Annotated in this window: 11 protein-coding genes and 4 pseudogenes; 2 read left to right on the top strand and 13 right to left on the bottom strand. The window is 46.7% G+C overall.

Features of this window, described 5'->3' with window-relative positions; translation table 11 throughout:
* Positions 1-246: 246 nt before the first annotated feature.
* From TZ48_RS15250 to TZ48_RS15215, 9 genes and pseudogenes are all read right to left on the bottom strand, one after another.
* Complete coding sequence (locus tag TZ48_RS15250; RefSeq protein ID WP_112479782.1) at positions 247-807, bottom strand: aldolase/citrate lyase/malate synthase family protein; 561 nt, start codon at positions 805-807, stop codon at positions 247-249.
* Between the two features lie 293 nt (positions 808-1,100).
* A complete protein-coding gene (locus TZ48_RS15245) occupies positions 1,101-2,363 on the bottom strand; it encodes a quaternary amine ABC transporter ATP-binding protein (RefSeq protein ID WP_112479781.1) in 1,263 nt (420 codons plus the stop codon).
* Positions 2,363-3,253: pseudogene (locus tag TZ48_RS15240) on the bottom strand (ABC transporter permease). Before TZ48_RS15240 ends, TZ48_RS15245 begins: the two are co-directional and overlap by 1 nt.
* A 128-nt stretch (positions 3,254-3,381) precedes the next feature.
* Positions 3,382-4,392 carry an ABC transporter substrate-binding protein gene (locus TZ48_RS15235; RefSeq protein ID WP_112479780.1) on the bottom strand — a complete coding sequence of 337 codons (1,011 nt, stop codon included), beginning with the start codon at positions 4,390-4,392 and terminating at the stop codon, positions 3,382-3,384.
* Positions 4,376-4,876, bottom strand: coding sequence for an ATP-binding cassette domain-containing protein (locus TZ48_RS15230; protein WP_239670907.1), 501 nt, complete (start codon positions 4,874-4,876; stop codon positions 4,376-4,378). The genes TZ48_RS15235 and TZ48_RS15230 overlap by 17 nt, the downstream gene beginning before the upstream one ends.
* Before the next feature lie 410 nt (positions 4,877-5,286).
* Positions 5,287-6,540, bottom strand: a complete 1,254-nt coding sequence (gene glpC, locus TZ48_RS25260) for an anaerobic glycerol-3-phosphate dehydrogenase subunit GlpC (protein WP_420822945.1) — start codon at positions 6,538-6,540, stop codon at positions 5,287-5,289.
* Between the two features lie 78 nt (positions 6,541-6,618).
* Positions 6,619-7,920: pseudogene (gene glpB, locus TZ48_RS25255) on the bottom strand (glycerol-3-phosphate dehydrogenase subunit GlpB); the annotation flags it as partial.
* On the bottom strand, positions 7,917-9,614 hold the full coding sequence (gene glpA, locus TZ48_RS15220; protein WP_112479777.1) for an anaerobic glycerol-3-phosphate dehydrogenase subunit A: 1,698 nt from the start codon (positions 9,612-9,614) through the stop codon (positions 7,917-7,919). The pseudogene glpB and the gene glpA, both read right to left, overlap by 4 nt.
* A gap of 193 nt (positions 9,615-9,807) precedes the next feature.
* A complete protein-coding gene (locus TZ48_RS15215) occupies positions 9,808-10,569 on the bottom strand; it encodes a DeoR/GlpR family transcriptional regulator (RefSeq protein ID WP_112461585.1) in 762 nt (253 codons plus the stop codon).
* Between the two features lie 316 nt (positions 10,570-10,885).
* Here TZ48_RS15215 and TZ48_RS15210 point away from each other — a divergent pair, with 316 nt between their 5' ends.
* Both TZ48_RS15210 and glpK read left to right on the top strand, forming a co-directional pair.
* The gene (locus TZ48_RS15210) at positions 10,886-11,746 is read left to right on the top strand and encodes an MIP/aquaporin family protein (RefSeq protein ID WP_112479776.1); all 861 of its coding nucleotides are present in this window, start codon (positions 10,886-10,888) and stop codon (positions 11,744-11,746) included.
* Positions 11,747-11,797: 51 nt separating this feature from the next.
* Positions 11,798-13,318, top strand: coding sequence for a glycerol kinase GlpK (glpK, locus tag TZ48_RS15205; protein WP_112479775.1), 1,521 nt, complete (start codon positions 11,798-11,800; stop codon positions 13,316-13,318).
* Positions 13,319-13,392: 74 nt separating this feature from the next.
* Here the strand turns inward: glpK and TZ48_RS15200 are convergent, their stop codons facing one another.
* The 4 genes and pseudogenes from TZ48_RS15200 to TZ48_RS15185 form a co-directional block, all read right to left on the bottom strand.
* A complete protein-coding gene (locus TZ48_RS15200) occupies positions 13,393-13,818 on the bottom strand; it encodes a DUF3995 domain-containing protein (protein ID WP_112479774.1) in 426 nt (141 codons plus the stop codon).
* A gap of 132 nt (positions 13,819-13,950) precedes the next feature.
* On the bottom strand, positions 13,951-15,054 hold the full coding sequence (locus tag TZ48_RS15195) for a lipocalin-like domain-containing protein (protein WP_112479773.1): 1,104 nt from the start codon (positions 15,052-15,054) through the stop codon (positions 13,951-13,953).
* A pseudogene (locus tag TZ48_RS15190) lies at positions 15,054-17,556 on the bottom strand (ABC transporter permease). The gene TZ48_RS15195 and the pseudogene TZ48_RS15190 overlap by 1 nt, the downstream one beginning before the upstream one ends.
* A pseudogene (locus tag TZ48_RS15185) lies at positions 17,543-18,218 on the bottom strand (ABC transporter ATP-binding protein). The pseudogenes TZ48_RS15190 and TZ48_RS15185 overlap by 14 nt, the downstream one beginning before the upstream one ends.
* Between the last annotated feature and the right edge of the window lie 364 nt (positions 18,219-18,582).

Below are 18,582 nucleotides of genomic sequence, written 5' to 3'. Positions count from 1 at the left end.
AGCGCTATTTTAATACTAACCGTCTACACAAAACAATTGAACACTCTTGCTTAATAAACAGTACTTAATATGGAAAACCAAATGGAATTACCACTCTACATTAAGCAGCAACTCACAGAAAAAAGTTTAATTCGGAATCAATTTCTACAAGGTAGATTGCACTGATTGGGGCTTTGGGATTGCGGAACCACAGTAACAAAAAAACCCACCAATCTGGTGGGTTCAAAAATTTGTCGATCCTTACGTCTAACAAGCGTAACTAAAGGTCAAACAGTAATCATCACCACCTTTTGCTACATATTCTTTATCTTCATTGCTCGCCGATGGATGACGTTTTTCGTCCCCTTTTACCAGGCTAACCCAGTGACGTAGTCCCATCTCTTTGTCTGCACCAAACGTCGTGCATGTTTCGATTTGAATGTCATCAATCTCTACTAGCTCAAGACAACCTGTGCCTTTGCGGCGAGCGATGGTCATTTCTACATGCGTGCCACTTTCGTCGCGGAACAAGATGTTGTCCGGGTTGCACTCGTCACCAGTGTAAGCAACAAAGTGTTTGTTATGGCGTAGACCGCTGTGCTGGCCATTTTTGAAGAAGGCTTGCACGTGGCGATAGTTGATTTCGTAGCTCACTACATCCTCGTGTGAACCGTTCTCTAGCGGGAACAGCGTATCAAGGAGCTGCTTGGCCATTTTCTGCTTTTGCGTAGGCTCGCCTGCGTCGACCATTTCAACGGCAAACACGGCTTGTGCGATAAAGTTTTGTGGATTTTGTTGTTGTGTATTATCGAATGTTTGCATTTTCATAGTCTATTCCTTCAGCTACTTTTAGTACTGCATTAACCAAGCCTTGTTACTTCTATATGACCGTTTGGTTACCGCTTGATTTTTAGAATAGCGCTTTTTTACAAACAATTTCACAACAAAATTTTTACACTGTCAATTTTACAAAAATGCGTTTTTTACACACTGCCGTTTTTGCCCATGTCACACTCAATAAAAAGCTACACTCAATAAAAAAGCGCAAACCATCGGTTTGCGCTTTGCTTCTTATGATGATTTCACCAACCTACAAGTTGGAATCTATCAAGCCTCTTGCTCTACGCTGCGCCTTTATCAGATAAGCGCTCATCGACCGTTGAGTCATTGCTTTCTGAAGGTTCGCTCGTTGCGCTATCACTTAGTACTTCTGCAAGTGTCGACTTAGATAGATGACCTTGAAGATCGCCATTGTCATCGACAACAGGAAGTGGGTGGTCACTATCGAGCGTCTCAGGAATCACCTCTTCAAGCAGTGCATCGCTTTGAACGGCAGGTACGTCATCTAACAAGTCTTCCGGTATCTCTTTGTGATAATCGTTTTTGTTCACTTGCTCTAACGTTTCTTGAGTAATGACGCCTTGGTAACCGTCATCGTTAACAACGTATCCATAGTCCTCAGAAGATTTGCGCATCTGACTGATCGCTTCGCCCAGTGTTTCCGCTGTGATACGAAGTACAGGTGGCTGCATAACCGTCTCAACTGTCAGTGCCCGAGCTCGGTTCACATCTTTCACAAACGCTTCTACGTAATCATCGGCTGGGTTAAGCAGGATATCGACAGGTTTGTCCTGCTGGACGACGACACCGTCTCTCAAGATGGCAATACGATCACCAATCCGAAGTGCTTCATCCAAATCATGGGTAATGAAAATGATGGTTTTGTGGAGCTTTTCTTGAAGCTCGATCAACTGGTCTTGCATCTCACTACGAATGAGGGGGTCGAGTGCAGAGAAGGCTTCGTCCATCAGCAAGATCTCAGCGTCGGTACACAGCGCACGAGCAAGACCTACACGTTGCTGTTGTCCGCCAGACAATTGGCTAGGATACTGCTCTTCATAGCCTTCTAGGCCAACGGTCTTGATCCAATCTCTGGCTTTTTCGAATCGCTCTGTTTTACTCATTCCTTGGATTTGCAATCCGTAGGCGACGTTATCAATGACGGTTTTGTGCGGAAGTAAGCCAAAGCGCTGAAATACCATCGACATCTTATGGCGACGGAAATCACGTAACTCTTTATCAGAGAGCTTCATAACATCCGAGCCATCAACAATGATCTCCCCTTCACTTGGGTCAATAAGGCGATTGAAGTGTCGGATAAGTGTGGATTTTCCTGAGCCAGATAGACCCATAATCACAAAAATTTCTCCCGGATAGACATCTAGGTTGATATCCTTAAGACCGAGTGTATGGCCAGTACGCGCTAGAAGATCATCTTTTGATTCGCCATCCTTTACAGCTTGGAGGTAAGACTTATCTTTAGGACCAAAAATCTTATATAAGTTCTTAATTTGAATCATTGGCTGAGGTTGAGTAGTAGACATTATTCTCTACCTCCTAAGTGAGCTTGGGTACGTTTTGCATAACTTTGTGAAACACGGTCAAAAATAATGGCAAGCGCACGATAGCAAGGCCATTGAGTAGACCTAGCGTGAAATATTGGTTGGTGATGGATTTTAGAACGGGTTGTCCCAAACCTTTTACACCGATCATCGAAGCAATCACGACCATCGCAAGAGCCATCATAATGGTTTGGTTGATACCAGCATGATGTTCGGCATTGCCAAAGGCACCTGAACCCCAAACAAGCGCTGTGTAGGACTTGCACCATATGCAGTAGCGGCTTCGAGTACTTCTTTGTCGACGAGTCGTATCCCTAAATCCGTCAAACGGATGACTGGCGGGATGGCGTAAATCACAACGGCGATAACACCTGGAATTTTGCCGATACCAAGGAGCATGACTACTGGAATCAAATACACAAACGCTGGCATGGTTTGCATCACGTCAAGTATGGGGGTAATGATGGCTCGGGCTTTTTTCGACTGAGCCATAAGGATCCCGGTGGGTATCCCGAGGCAATTGCGAGCATGGTTGAGACTAAAATGATGCTCATGGTTCGCATCGTATTATCCCACATACCGAAAAAGCCGATTACAAAGAAAGCGATACCGACGGAGGCGCTGAGTTTCCAAGAGCGGCTCGCCACATAAGCAAGACCAACCAGAATTCCGATAATTAGCCACCAAGGGCTGGAAAGCAGTAACTTCTCGAACCAAATCAAGAAGCTCAATAATGGGTCGAATAGAGATTCGATAGTGTCGCCGTATTCACGAGAAAAATCTCGATAGGCACCGTCTAAGGTTTTTCTTATTTCTAATAGTTGTTTGCGGTCTAATTGAGGTATTTCACTCAACCACGTGGCATTAGACATCTGTTACTCCTTGATTACTTCTGCCAGAAACAGCAATGACTGCTGCCTTGTGTTCGCCTTTGAAAATAGCGAGCTTGTATCAAATAAGAAGGGGCTATTCCTCTAGCCCCTTTTACTACCGTTTGGGCTTAAAGTTCATCTACTGCTTTTTGTACTTTTGCTGCAACCTCTGGCGTTAACCATGCAGACCACGTTGATTTGTACTCTTTCATAAAGTGTTCAACCGCGTATTCGCCATCGGCTTGCTCGTCTTCCATCCAAGCCAAAAGACCATTCATTTGCGCGTTGGTAAACTCACGCTTAGCAAAATACTCCATCGCTTGTGGAGAACGCTTAGCAAAATCAGTAGTCACAACCGTTTCTACGATTGATGGTGGGTACATAGTTGCTTTCGGCTCTAGACACGTTTCTTGAGTGATACACTCTTTAAACATCGTCTCGTCCACACCACTTCCGAAGTCGACTTTCACCATTTTGTATTTACCAAGAACCGCTGTCGGTGCCCAGTAATAACCAAACCATGCTTCTTCGCGCTCATAAGCTTTTGCAATTGAACCCGATAGACCCGCACCTGACCCTGGATCGATTACCTCAAATCCTTTTTCTTCCATCCCGAGCGCTGTGAATAGGTTGCCAGCAGAGATTTGGCAGTTCCAGCCAGCAGGACAAGAGTAAAACGCCGACTTGCTTGGATCTTCTGGGTGCTTAAACATCTTAGCGTTGGCGAGTACCCCTTCAATCGTTGCCATTGATGGGTCTTTGGCGACCATATACTCAGGCACCCAAAAACCTTCTTCACCGCCATCCGTTAGAGTAGTACCCGCGTATTGGATTTGACCGTCTTTGACACCCATATCCAAGGCTTCACGCATTGAGTTACTCCAAAACTCTGGTGCAATATCTGGCTGACCTTTTGAGATCATTGACGCACCCGTCGGTTGAGTGTCACCTGGGACGAGTTCAGCGTCACAATCGAAACCATGTTGAAGTATGAACTTGTCTACATTCGCGATAAGAGTTGCAGAGTTCCAGTTCATGTCTGCGATAGTAACTTCACCACATTCTTCAGCAGAAGCGGTTTGAAGGGAACTTGCAGCAAGAAGAGACGAAAACAATAACGTCCTAGTTAAGTTTTTCATAGTGATTTCCATATGAGGTTTTCAATAAGTGTATGAACGGTAGGTTAATATTACAAACTTCGCTTAGATTCTGCTTACAACACGAATTGTTCGCCTTAGTGACAAGAGTGTTTTCGTTGAGCGAGATGATTTTGGTGGTAAGAAAGCTCGCAGCCTTTACGCAATTAAGCGCAAGCACTGCTGAACTGCTAGCAGAAGAGTGAAGAATGTCATCAGGACTATCGGATTGCAAAACATCGTCATTGCTCATTTGAACAACGCTCATTTGATTAAAGCTCTGATGAACTAGGTTCAGATGAATCTGTTCGTTTTGCATTTCGATTGGGTTATGAGGGTCACGAGCTGAAAAAGCCACGCCCCTGGAAGGAATAGAACGGTTAGGTTCGAGTGCACAAGCAATGCCTAAACTCTGCTTTGTGACGCTCCCCTTTTCAACTTCTCTATCAGTGAGTGGAAACGCTCTCTTGGAGTTTTCTCCAACCACTTTGTGCAGTCCCTTAACTTCCAGAATGGGATCCATGTCGAGCCGCCCTTAAAGTCCTTTGTAATGTAACGTTTAGCACTCTAAGTAAAGCTAGCGTCAATTTCAAGGTATAGCATTCCGTTAACAACTTGAAAACATCAATAAATTAGTAATTTAGTTATACGATCTCCCTCGCACAACAATAGTTAAATTACTGAAATTATTACAAAACTTTACAGTCAGTGTGAGATTGGGTATTAGCCCCACAAATAATTTTAAGTTTTTGATAATAAAAACAACAATTGGCAAACCGCTGTCAATATGCTAGCTGCTTTATCAAGCACATAATTAATAGTTAGAACACTAACCTTTAAGCCACCCGTTTCACCAGAGCTTACGAATAGATGCACCCTACACTAAGCATATTGTCTTCATTCAAGAGCTTCTACAATGAGACTCAAAGGGTGTACACAAGATAGCCCTGTATTCTCTTCGATTTGCCAACGACAAGTCTCGCAATCAGAAACCGCCAGATCAGCCTGTGAGTGATCAATTTGCTCAAATAAACCGTGACCTATCTTCATCGATACATCGTAGTTTTCTCGCTTGTATCCATATGTTCCGGCCAACCCGCAGCACTCACTATCTAGCACTTGAACTTCTAAACCTGGGATCATTTTTAGAAGCTCAATCGTAAAGATGTGGTCACCGCTACGCTCCAAGTGACAAGGCGTGTGATAGACAATACGCTTATTCAATGGCTTCATTTTTGGTAAGTTACCCTCACGCCACTCACTGAACATAAAGCGACTAAATAGGTGAACTTTATCAGCGACCTTGTGGTTATCAACATCGAGTACATGGGGATACTCTTCTTGTAAGGTAAACGCACAGGTCGACGACGTTGAGACCACTGACTCAGAGCGGCTCTCCAACGCTTTCTCCAACTGACTCACATTAAGCTCTGCGTTTTTCCTTGCTTTGGCGTGAAAACCATTAGCAATCAGGGGCACGCCACAGCACTTCTCTCGCTCTAGTAACTGGACACCAATATTCATCGCGTTCATGACACGGATGAAGTTTTGGCCTACGCTGTGATCGTTATAGTTAACGTAGCAACCATGAAAATAGCTGATTTGACGGCGATATCGGCTTTGATCGGCGACGTGTTTTTTGTACCAACGACGGAAAGTGCCATGTGAATATTTAGGTAAAGACTTATGATCATGCACCTGAATCGTATGGTGCATGGCCTTTTTCACTACGCTTTGCTCGGTGAGTTTATTAACAATAGGGGCAAACGGCGTGGCCAAGCGACCAAACAGATCAGTATGGCTCAAAACGAAATCTCGTGCCGTTGTCAGACTCAGCGGTTTGCGTCCATGCTTTCCACGCGCGGAAGCAATAATGTCGCCAATACGCACCCCTGAAGGACAAGCCGTTTCACAGCGCTTGCAGTTAGTACAGAGCTTAAGTACATCATCAAAAAACTCTGGGCTTTTCAGCCTCAAACGCTCTCCATCGGGGCCACATTGTTTAGGTCCTGGGTATTCAGGGTTGGCTTTTGCGACCGGACAATAAACGGTACACACCGTGCACTTAATGCAGTTCTCAAAGGTTTTCGTTTGCTCATCACCATGAAGGCTAGCGACGGCAATCAGTTCCGCTGGGCGTACGGCAGTCATACTAGCGCTCCTTTTCTTTTGTGATTGGTTAGGCTGCTGTGATTGGCTTAATTTTTGTGCATAACACGCTGACTCTTGGCTTTCAGCGATGGCATCAGCAACATGGAAACCCGTGCTTATTGCCACGCCACCGCCACAGCCATGAGCGATAGGATCATAATGAGCAAGAATAGAGCCTGCACAATAAACATTATTTATACACTGCTGCGCTTTAAGAGGCTTGAATTGCCGATTCGTTGACACGCCAAAGTTCATAAACGGATGGGATTGTCGGGAGAAAAAGTGCTTTGAATACCATGACTCCCGTCCACCGATGTCTTCAATATCCAAATCAAAGATGGGCTCACTCACCTTATGATGCTCCGCTTTCAGACCTTTGCTAAAGAAACTCCCCGATGCCAGCACCACATGCTTGGTATTGATTGGTACCGTTCGCATTTTTCGGGTATACAAACACGCGAGCGAAAGCTGGTCACCGTTTTGCTTGAACACACCGTGCGTCACCTCGTCACCAACATGAAGTGCCCCGCCCGCTTCAATAAATGCTTTTCTTAACGTGTCTTCTACTCGAATACCCAAGAGCGATGGCGGCATGGTCGGCACTTCATGAAATTTCAGATGGGTTTCAGCGGCCAGTTTTTCCATCAATGCTAAGCCGTCTCCATTGCCAAGTATTGAAGGCATCAGCACTAAGTCGTTCGGCGTAGCAACTTGTCTAAGCTGGGAACATACGCTGGCAAAATCAGCCTCTTGACGCAGCAGCCGAGACACATCAATAGAGCGAAATTCGTGGCAGTTTCTTTGAGCTATACCCGATGTATCAAGCGTGATTTTCACTGTGAGTAGCTCTTTGCCCGCGAACATTGGTAATCTCGCCAACTTGGCTTTGGCAATCTCCGGCTGGAAATCTCGGAACCCTTCAATCGATACTAAGATTATTCGTTCAATCTGATTGAGAGCTGCGAAATTCTGATCAAGTTGCCATACGTAAGGCTGGGATAACCATGTGGACTTTAATGTGCCTAGGCTGCTGATTCGATAGTGATTATCCAATGAATCTTGATGTTTCAAAGGCAGCCCATGTTTGCTCATCAACTTCTGAAACCAGCTGAGCGATTCGAATACCCGTTTCTCACCTAACTTTGCGTAAGGATGTAAAGACGACGTCTTAGCAAGCTCAGCAATTTCATCAAAAGGATTACTCACCGCTTTGCCAGTTATTGGCGAATGACTCAGCACATCGATAGAACCAGATGAAAAATGCATCGCACTCTGACCATGAGAAACCACGGCGGTTTTGAGTCCACGCTCAATGCATCTTAAAGCGCTGCTAAACCCTGCAAGGCCGCCACCAATGACAACCACATCATAATCAATCATTGCTCAGCCTCCACTTCCTTTTCTGTCGCTTGCTTATCTGCCGCTAATTTAGTTTCGCTGTGATTTACATCATCTTGCTTGAAATCAAAATCCCCGGCACCAAATAGGCCTTGATATATCCAGTAGCTAAATTCCGCCTCCCGTAGAGCATCCCCCCAAAGCACAGGTTTGGTACCCTTCCAGCGCTCTTCAAGAAAGTCATGCAGCATCTCTCCAACTTCGTACCCCGAAAAGTTACCGTAGTCGGCCAATAGACTGGCTGCTCGATAGCTGCACATTTCGCCCTGACATGGCCCCATTCCCACCCGCGTTCTTCGACGTAAATCGACGAGGTTATGCACATCCAACGCTTTTACCGCGTATTCAATTTCACCTGCTGTGACCATCTCACACTCACAAATCACAGACTGGCTGGCTTGGTCATCAGATAAAAACGCCAGTGCCCGTTCTCCATGTCGATCAATCGCAGAGTGATAAACTGGCTTCGCGATACTTGCGGTTTTCTTAGCAGGTGTTGGGGTACTATAAGAGCCTGGCAAAGGTGTGGTGTGCGTGATGCAAGGGTTGGTGTTACCAAGCTTTTTCGCGACACTGTCGGTCGCCATTTGCGCCATGAGTCTGTAGGTCATTAGCTTGCCGCCGGTAATCGTGGTAAAGCCATGTAGGCCGTCAAACTCCGCGTGATCTACAAGAACTATGCCACGACTGATATTACGGCCGCTGGTGTCTTCACTGAGTGAAACCAAGGGTCTGACGCCCGCGTAAGCGCGTAACACCCGGCTTTGGCTCATGATTGGCGCAAGCTTGGCACCTTCTTCCAAAAGAATGTCCACTTCATCAGCACTCACGCGAAGATCGTCTATTTGGTCGTAATCAATGTGTTCAGATGTAGTTCCAATGAGAGAAATGGTGTCGCCAGGCACTAAAATATCGGCATCAGCTGGTTTGCGGCAGCGATTGATGACTCGGTTATTAATGCGGTAGTCAAGAATCAGAAGAGAACCCTTAGCAGGGAACATTTTTACGCTGAGATCCGCATACTCACATATCGTCTGTCCCCAAATACCTGCAGCATTGATGACCTCTTGCCCAAACACCTCAAAAGGTAAATTAGTGCGTGTATTGAAAGCATTAACACCAATGACTCGATCCCCTTCTCGAATGAGCGAGGTCACGACACAATGGCTGAATAGTCTGGCGCCTCTCTCTTTGGCATCGAGTACGTTTGAGGCACAAAGCCTAAATGGATCAATGGTTCCATCTGGTACTTTAATAGCGCCAAGCATTGCTGGATTGGCGTTAGGCTCAAACAGCAGCGCTTCTTTGGTCGTCATTCGCTCGGTTTCGATTCCGGCGACATCGCAGGCTGCAACGAACTCATCTTGGAATGAAATCCCATCTTCTGGAAGGGTGATAAACAATCCGCCAGTATCTTCGATACAGTGTGAGGCAATGGACTTTAGGATGCGATTTTCGGCAATACACTCCATCGCAGAATCTGGATCAGTGACAGCGTAACGAGCACCAGAATGCAGCAGGCCGTGATTTCGTCCTGTCGTACCAGACGCCAAGTCATCTCGCTCTAGTAAAATACAATCAATGCCCCGCAATGCGCAGTCCCGCATAATGCCAGATCCTGTCGCACCGCCTCCTATGATGATCACCTCAGTTTGATATCGAGCTATTGCTTTCATTGCATCCCACCCATTGAATTAACGCACAAATAGTGTGGCATTAAAACTCAATAAGTTTCGGGATTTCGCTCACAAATGTTCGTTCGAGCATAATTTCGCGCAATTTAGTTTCGATATGAGCCATGACAGGAAAGCAAATACAAAAAAACCAGCCATAAAGCTGGTCTCTCAAGTCCTGAGTCGCTATCAGACGCTAAGCAATTTCAACGTTAATCTCATTATCTTTCAGAACATTGCAGATCTCTTTTGGTGGTTTCATATCAGAGATGACCAAGTCAACTTCTTCGATACCACCCAATTTGACCATCGCATTGCGGCCAAACTTACTGTGGTCGACTCCCAACAAAACGCTTCGGCTGTTTTCAATGATCGCGCGTTTTACTCGCACTTCATGGTAATCGAAATCCAATAGTGAACCATCGTAGTCAATTCCACTGATGCCCAAAATACCAAAATCAAGTCTGAACTGAGCCACGAAATCAATGGTGGACTCTCCCGTGACACCACCATCTCGGCCACGAACTTCACCACCTGCCAAGATGACACGGAAGCTTTCTTTGTGCATCAACATCGATGCGACGTTGATGTTGTTGGTCACGATACGCAAGTCACTGTGTTCAACCAATAGCGCTTTGGCAATGGCTTCTGGGGTAGTACCAATATCGATAAACAGTGTGGCACCATTCGGTATGTGTTTGACGAGCTGCGCAGCAATCCGCTCTTTCTCTGCTTGATTGGAGACTTTACGGCTTTGGTAGGACGAATTTTCTGAGCTGGTCACAATGGTTGCCCCACCGTGATTACGTTTGATTTTGTTCGCATCCGCCAATTCGTTTAAGTCTCGACGAATCGTTTGTGGGCTCACATGAAACTTTTCGACCAAATCTTCCGTGCTGACGTAGCCATGCGTGGTCACCAATTCAATGATTTCCTGATGTCTTTTTATCGCTTTCAACCACACTCCCTCGCGTTAAAACCATGGTGAACCTCGAGTTTACTTGGTATTGGTAAGGTTTTAAATAGTCACTACAGCAAATCTGCCCATTACTGTATTCGATTACAGATAAAGCAAATGAAACACTGCTCCATTTCGCGCAAAATAACCAAAACGAACATAAAATGTGCTTTGGATAACATTTATGAACATGATTCGAACATTTTTAACTTTCGTACGCACATGTGAGATCTAAGCCGGATTTCTAACTGGTCTAATTAGCTACAATCCCAGCGCACATTTGATATGCATATGAAACAAGACCAAGGAAAGAACTATGAGTATAAAAAAAGATCCTGCGCTACTCGGCCAGTGTATCGCAGAGTTTATTGGTACTGGCTTGCTTATATTTTGGGGTGTGGGCTGCGTTGCAGCGTTAGTGTTAACCGGTGCTGAATTCGGCCAATGGGAAGTGAGTATTGTATGGGGCTTAGCCGTGGCGCTTGCTGTGTACTGCACCGCAGGTGTTTCTGGTGCTCACATCAACCCAGCGGTAACCATTGCTCTTGCCGCATTCCACGGGTTTGAAAAGCATAAGGTACTGCCTTATATCGCATCGCAAGTTGCAGGCGCATTCTGTGCGGCGGCGTTGGTATATGGATTGTTCAGCAACTTGTTTGTTGACTGGGAGCTTGCCAATGGCTTGGCTAGAGATACACCTGAAGCACTTGCAACAGCAGGTATTTTCTCAACCTACCCTCACGCTTCTCTATCTTTCTTGGGCGCAGCAGCGGTGGAATTTACCATCACAGCCGTTCTCATGTTCGGCATTTTAGCGTTTGGTGATAGCAATAACGGCGGCGAATCTCGCGGTGCGATGGTACCACTGTTGATTGGTTTGCTTGTTGCCACTATTGGTGGCTCACTTGGCGCGTTGACCGGTTTTGCAATGAATCCTGCACGTGACTTTGGTCCTAAGCTATTTGCCTACTTTGCTGGTTGGGATTATGCACTGACGGGAGCGAAAGATATCCCATATTTCATTGTTCCTATTTTTGCCACTATCGCAGGCGGCCTATTTGGTGGCTGGCTATATCCAAAAGTGATTGGCGCTTACCTTCCTGCTGCTGGCGGTTGCACTAGCCCTGCACAGTGCGAGGAAGAAGCTGAAGTCAACGACACGGAAGCACACGTTTAATAAGTTAACTCTATCCCCTACAGATAATTACAACGAAATCAAAAGGACACTATTATGACTAAGAAATACATCGTCGCTCTTGATCAAGGCACCACCAGCTCACGAACGGTCGTTCTTGACCATGACGCTAATATTGTCAGTGTCGCCCAAAGAGAATTTACTCAAATCTATCCAGAAGCTGGGTGGGTTGAGCATGATCCGCTAGAGATCTATGCCACGCAGAGTTCCACTCTGATTGAAGCACTTGGCCAAAAAGGCATCACTTCCGATGAAGTGGCCGCCATTGGCATTACCAACCAACGTGAAACGACCATTGTTTGGAACAAAGAAACGGGTGCGCCAGTCTACAACGCGATTGTTTGGCAATGTCGCCGTACAGCAGAAATCTGCCAAGAACTTAAACAGCGCGACGGCCTTGAGGAGTATGTTCGTGAGAACACCGGTCTGGTACTCGACCCATACTTCTCGGGTACCAAAGTGAAATGGATCCTCGACAACGTCGAAGGTGCTCGCGACCTTGCTGAAGAAGGCAAACTGATGTTCGGTACTGTAGACACATGGCTAGTCTGGAAGATGACTCAAGGCCGCGTCCACGTGACTGATTTCACCAACGCATCACGCACCATGCTTTTCAATATCAATACGCTTGAATGGGATGAACGTATCCTCAAAGAATTTGATATTCCACGTTCTATGATGCCAGAAGTGAAACCATCTTCAGAAGTGTACGGCCAAACCAACATTGGTGGTAAAGGCGGTACACGTATCCCTATTGCGGGTATTGCAGGCGACCAGCAAGCGGCGCTATTCGGTCAAATGTGTGTAGAGCCGGGACAAGCGAAAAACACCTACGGCACAGGATGCTTTATGCTGATGAATACCGGTAAAGAGAAGATTACCTCTAAAAACTCTTTGCTGACCACTATCGCATGCGGCCCGAAAGGCGATCTCGCTTATGCGCTTGAAGGCTCTGTGTTTATGGGCGGCGCATCTATCCAATGGCTACGCGATGAAATGAAGCTATTGAACGATGCAAAAGACTCTGAGTACTTTGCGAACAAAGTCGAATCAAGTAATGGCGTGTATGTGGTTCCTGCCTTTACCGGCCTTGGTGCACCGTACTGGGATGCTTACGCACGCGGTACCATTATTGGTATGACTCGCGGGACAGGTGCCAACCATATCATCCGCGCAACATTAGAAAGTATCGCCTATCAAAGTCGTGATGTGATTGATGCGATGCAAGCTGACTCGGGCATTGATCTCGCCTCGCTACGTGTAGACGGCGGCGCGGTAGCCAACAACTTCTTGATGCAGTTCCAAGCGGATCTACTAAACACAGAAGTTCACAGACCAAAAGTGGTTGAAGTTACAGCATTAGGTGCCGCTTACCTCGCTGGTATTGCTGTCGGATTCTGGGAGGGACTGGAAGAAGTATCCGGTAAAGCAGAGATCGACCGCACCTTCATTCCATCAGATGATGCGGAAAAACGTGAAACTCGTTATAGCGGTTGGAAACGCGCAGTTCAAGGTGTATTGAGCTGGTCTGAGTTTACTCAAGCTGAAAAATAGTCACGATTAGTCATCGGAGCGCATACGAAGTATAACTACCTCGGTGCGCTCTTTTCGTTTGTTTATTATTGCCTCTATCCACCCCAGACCAGATAGAAATAACCAGAGCCAAGTAATAAACACAGTGGAGAGTAGAGCACACTATCAAGCACGGCAAAATCCCCCTGTTTGTTTTTTTTGGTAAAGCCAACCAAGTTAAAGTCGCCTATCGCTCTTAAAATAAAAATAGCTCCGACAACAATACCGGCCCACTGAACATACTCCAGCATTTCAGGCTCGATGAACACTAACTGTATAAACCCTAAAGACAGTACAGCAAACAGCGAAAGACACATCGCCACTAAAAATGTCACCCCGGCGCCCGGCGTAAACACATTGCTCCCTTCCAATTTAGGGATCGCCAATTGAACGCCCTTTTTACCCCCAAACGCCCAATACACGTGAATCAACGCGATGATCGATAGAATCGAAAACATCGATAAAGCGACGAGCGACTGCATGAACCCTCTCCAATTTTAAATACCTAAGTCATCTACAGAGAGGTGTACTATGTTGGAGATTGCAAACCAAGTCGAAGCACGCCAATTACGTGCATTACATGAAAGTTTGCGTGTCGGGCGACATTACAAGGCTTAGTAACCCGTGAGTTCCATATATCCCACCCCCTCATGAGAGCCTGTTATCTGCACAGGTCCTTCCCAGTAAGGTACGGTCAATGGCATTTTAGCGTCGGGATTAATGGCATCTATCGTCAAAAATAGTTCGTGCGTTGGTATGTCGAGTTGCCACGTTGTCGGGTGCGGGCGGCCATTGAGGTCTGTGTATGTTTTTACCTTTAGAGAGAGTTCATCTGCGCTAATGGTGATTCCTTCTCGGTCACGATACATCAATCGGCCATAGGTATAGTTCGCTTCCCCTGTTTGGTTATCTCTGAGCTGAAACACCACCAGGCTAGTGTCTGTGTCGAGCCTTAACGCAAACCAGTCCCAACCTTGCTGAGAGCCGAGCAAAAAACGTGAACTCCACTCTCGATCTATCCAAGCTTGCCCTGTCACTTGATGTGTTTGCCCTTCCACTTGAATTGAGCCCGTGACGTCAATAAACGGCTGGCTGTAATAGTGTGAAGCGACGCTACCATCGGCGCTTTTCACGCTGTATCCATTATCACCCTGAAGCTGAAAGGCTGACTCGCTAGATAGTGAAAGCTTATAGCTAAATGTATCTGCAGCAACGGAAAGTGTGGCGGGGAACATGCCGTCGGACTCACTATTCCATTGCCAATCATCCAAGTACACACAAAATGGCCGCTCAGTCACCCCTGCCATTTTTGGATGGGCGCGAGACCATTTCTCCTCTGCAAGATGAAGCGTTGGCGTGGTGATTGCACTGTGCGCCATGTATATCTGTGTACTGTTCCAATTTGCCTCTTGTTGTTCTATGGTTTGCGGCCCTTCTGGTGCTAAAGCGATTCGAAACTGTGTCCATTGAACGCCAAAAGTATCGCCTGCACTGTTTTCTAAATTTGCAGTGACATACCACCACTCGTAGCGAAAATCTTTATGTGCTTGATGATCTCTAGGAAACTCGATATTTCGATTGGCAGTGACCTTGGTAAAGCCTTGTTCATCTTGACCTAGTAAAGCACCAAACCCTCGAGGCTTTGGCTCCTCGCAACCGCTCAATAGAAGTAAGAGTGGCAATAGTGCCACCAAAATACACGAGGCTCTATTTTTCATTACAGCACCTCGCTCTGAAGACTCGACATCGCTGGACGTTTCACCAAACGCCACAACGGCAATGCCGTCGCTGCTGATGCCGTTACGATACTCACAAGTGATAGCATCGCAATATCGCTCCAGCTCCAAACAAATTGCAGGCTCCAACCAAACGCGCGCAGCGTTACCATGTCGGTTAACACATAGCCCACCAACGCACCAAGTGGCAGCGCAAGGCATAGAGTAAAGCAGACCAAAACCACCATCTGCATCACAACCATGCCAAGCAATATTCGACTGCGTACTCCAAGCGCATACAACCTAGCTATCGCCGCTTTTCGCGCTTCTATAAGCATGAAGCAGGCACTAAACAACCCGATGACGGCCACCATTAACGTGACACCATTCAATGCTTTAGTGACCGCAAATGTCTGCGAGAAAATCTCGAGTGCTATGGTTTTGATTTGTTGTTGATCGTAGAGCTGGGTGTCGCTCAACCCAAACTCGTCCATCAATCGCCTGCGCATATCATCGCTATCAAATTCTGCTTGAATACCTAGCTCGTCGGTACAGGTGAAAATTCAGCGCGCTGCCAAAGTGCGGGAGCGATCAACAGCTCTCCTGTCGGTGAGCCGTAATCGTAGAAAATTGCCCCGACTTTTAGCGGTTTTTCAAGCGCAGTGTTTAGCTCCCCCACTTCTATCTCATCACCAAGCGCTAGCCCAAGTTTCACCGCCATAGGCTCACTGATAGCCGCTAACTCCATTTGATAAAAACGTGGCCAAAAATCTTGCACCATTTCTTTGGCGACCATGGTTTGTTCGAGGGTTAACGTGTCTTTGGTGCCGAGCTTGGTGGGAAGGTTAGAAACCGTCGTATCTAAATAGCTTTGAGTGAAGATGGCGCTGACTCCTGGCATAGCCTGCAACCTACTTTGAATGCTGCTCATCTCACTTTGTGCGGGGCTGATATAAATGTCCGCATGAAGCGCTGCTCCAGCCACTGTTTCAATGTATGCTCAAAACTCACTACCAAAGTGTTCATCGCTAGGTTCGCTGTCATTGCCAGCAGCAATGCCATCATCGCGAGAGATAACGGTGCGACCAACTCTTTAAGCTCAGCGACAAGATAGTGTTTCAACCCACTGGTAAACAGTTTTTCAACCCAAGCGCTCAGCAGCAATAGACCTTTGGGCAGATAAAGTGGCGTCGCAACCACCAGCACACCAAGCCAAAGCATAGTGACCCGAAAATGATGACTGAGCAAGAGTCCAACCACCGCCAACATCGTTAAACCAATGGCCACAACCAATAACTGCGTAGTCTTTTGTGGTTCTGGAAGCGCGTAATAGCCACTGTGGATGGATAAAGGTTGCTGAACGCTACCCCGAAAATGTTGCCAGCATGCCCCAAGCGCAGCGGCCAACGTAATAGCGAGGCTTGAAACAACCAGCTCCATTGCCAAGAGCCAGGTAGTAGCGTGGCGCCGTAAAGCTGCTCCAACGTCAATGCTACCGTTGGATGCAGCCAATGACTGAGCTGCATTCCGAATATAAAACCAAGCAAGGATCCAAGCAGAACCATGATGGCCAGCTCAACCAACAAAGCAGCAAACACCGTTGTGGAATGAAGTCCCGCTTGCTGCAGTTGAACCAGCAATCGCCTGCGCTTTAGCAAACTGTACTTCACACCATTGTAGCAATAAACAGCCCTACCAAAAAGCCAGCATACTCATCGCAGTTAGGTTTAGGTGGAAGCTATCGGTCAGTGAATCGAGATCGCTGCTTTGAGTGTTTTCAATCCATTGGCCTTGCTCAGCGACGATACTGTTCCAATTCCTTTCTTGCTGGTTTTGACTTTCAAAGACTGCTATGTAGCTAAGCTGCCCAGGGCGATTAAGTAAACGCTCAGCGAAGCTAATGTCCACCAGCATTCGACTACCCAATTGCCATTTATCAGGCACGGCATAAATTTGTGTCTTGGTATCATCGAGTATCAACTCGCTCGGGCGCCCCATTTGCTCAAACTGTTGTTCGCTCACCAAAGCGACGGGATCACCACGGAGCATATCAACCAATGGCAATTGCTGGTCGAACAGAAAAACTGGCTGTTTACCATCTTCGCGCCCATGTTCAAGCCCATGGTTCATAGTCGCGGTGACAGCCGCCACCACATCACTGCCCTGCACTGAGTATCGCCGCCCTTCGGATGAGCGAACGCGTCCTTCGAGTACCGCCAGTGATTGGCTCAACCCAGCCTGCCTGAGCTGAAAATAGAGATCGTTTGAGAAATACTGTTGTCCAGTAGGTGGGATGATAAATTGCGAGGCGGGTAGACTCAGTTGCTCTGCGGCATCAGCGTAGCTGCGCTTTGCATTTAGGTTTATCGCTTGCACCGCTACAAACAGCATCACCGCAAGCACAATGCCAATCAATATAGAGGCGGCTTGCAATGGAGCTTGCAGATAATGACGGGCATAAATACGCAGTGCGAGCACTAGATGCCAAAGCTTAACTCGCGTCATAGAGCTGTCCGTTCACCAAACGTAATCTCGACTGCATAAAAGCTGCGCACTCCTCACTGTGCGTGACCAAAAGCACCGCCGTATTACCTCGCTGGGTAATATCGGCCAAAAGCTGCATCACCTCTCTGCCGATTGCTCATCCAAATTACCCGTTGCTCATCTGCTAAAAGCAACTTAGGCTCGCTAGCAAGCGCTCTCGCGATGGCAACTCTTTGCTGCTGCCCACCGGATAACGCCGCGACATGCCTATCCAGTAGTCCACTGAGACCTAGTGTGTCTACTAAGTAATCACACCAGCCGTTCCATTGCTTTTGAGCAAGAGACAGCGGAAACGCAATGTTTTGACGCACATTGAGTGGCGTTAATAGGTTGAACTGCTGGAACACAACACCTAAGGTGTGGATGCGAAACTCACTCCAGTCACTATCTCGCCATTGACTCGTTTCTTGGCCATCAAGGATAAGGTCTCCTGAATTTAATGGCTCAAAACCCGCAATGATGTTCATCAACGTACTTTTGCCACTCCCACTCGCGCCCATTAACGCAATACTCGAGCCAGTAGCCATCACCAGTTCGCAGTCGCGAAGTACTGTGTGTACTTCATTACCATCAACAAATTGCTTGCTGACACTGCGCAATGAAACCAACTCACTGTCGGGCATAGAGCCTCCTTAGGGTTTGTTATTTAAGCGGGTAACTCAATGCTGATACGCATTCTGCCTTACTTCATACCAGCCATCATAAGTGACAATTCAGTTAATAAAATGTAATCAACACATCTAGATAAGAGCCAGTAAACACGCACTTTTTGATTTTAGTTCACTAAATAGATAGGAAATGTGACATGAAATACAATTCGACCTAACAAGTAACTCATTGAGTTGCTTAGCAATGGACATCCCACTATGGTGGACTGGTTATGCACTCACGCGCATTTCCGTACTCAAACCGGTAAATGTAAATTTTGAGTGACACGGATGTAACCAATTTCAAGCGCCAGACTTGAAGTCAATAAAAACGATAAGG

Origin of the sequence: Vibrio variabilis (assembly GCF_003263785.1) — a bacterium.
In the GTDB taxonomy this organism is placed as follows: Bacteria; Pseudomonadota; Gammaproteobacteria; order Enterobacterales; family Vibrionaceae; genus Vibrio; species Vibrio variabilis.
This window is presented reverse-complemented; position numbering and strand designations above follow the sequence as displayed.